1 protein-coding gene is annotated in these 1,073 nt (G+C 46.1%); it reads left to right on the forward strand.

Annotated elements, in window-relative coordinates:
- Positions 1-244 precede the first annotated feature (244 nt).
- On the forward strand, positions 245-1,073 hold an 829-nt coding region (gene tig / locus A3751_RS13465), incomplete at its 3' end, for a trigger factor (RefSeq protein WP_068456936.1).

Consider the following 1,073-nt stretch of genomic DNA (forward strand, 5'->3'; position numbering starts at 1 on the left):
CTAGATTTAGGTTCTAGTGTCTTACGGCGTGGGAGTTCGAGTCTCCCCACTCGCACCATGTTTATCTAGTTTGCAAAGTTTTTCTCCTTTCTCTTATTCCTCGTCGCTTAATGTGAACAAAATGCTTGCCAAGTACTGGCATGGCTCTTACTATTCGTCCCCCATTATTAGTGTACTGTGCAGGCTTTGCGGTTTCCGTGCCTGTGTTGAATTGATTTTAGAGTATTTGAGTTGAGGAATTTCCATGCAAGTTTCTGTTGAAACAACATCTTCCATTGAGCGTCGCGTCACCATTGGCGTTCCAGCAGAGCAAATAGAACAGGAAGTGGAGCAGCGACTGCAGCAAACAGCTCGTACTGTGCGATTGAATGGCTTCCGTCCAGGTAAGGTTCCACCAAAGGTCGTTAAAAAGCGTTTTGGAGCACAGGTTCGTCAAGAAGTAATTGGCGAGTTGATGCGCAACTCTTATATCGAAGCGTTGGGCAAAGAAGGGATTTCACCGGTTGGTTACCCTAAGTTTGAGCCAAAGCAGACTGAAGAAGGCAAGGATTTTGAATTCGTTGCTGTAGTCGAGGTTTACCCAGAAATTGAGGGTGTAAACGTAGAAGGTATCGAGCTTGAAAAGCCTGAGGCAGAGATTAAGGCGAAAGACATCAAGGACATGATTGACATGTTACGTCGTCAGCACGGTACGCCTAAGTCGGTCAAGCGCAAGTCCAAGAAGAAAGATACGCTTGTTGTCGATTACAAAGGTTTTGTTGGTGATGAGCAGTTTGAAGGCGGAACCGCTGAAGATCAACGCATCACGCTAGGTTCGGGTCAAATGATCCCTGGCTTTGAAGAAGGCTTGGTCGGTGCGAAAGCAGGTGAGGAAGTAGAGTTAAACGTTACCTTCCCTGAAGACTACGGAAATGAAGACTTGGCTGGCAAAGAAGCGCGTTTTGAAGTGACAGTTAAAGAGAATATAGAAATTGTTCTTCCTGAGATGGATCAGGAGTTTTTCAGTAAGTACGGCGTTGAGTCTGATGACGAAGAGGCGTTCAAAGCTGAGGTCGTGAAGAACATGGAACGCG

It is taken from the genome of Oleiphilus sp. HI0080, assembly GCF_001635135.1.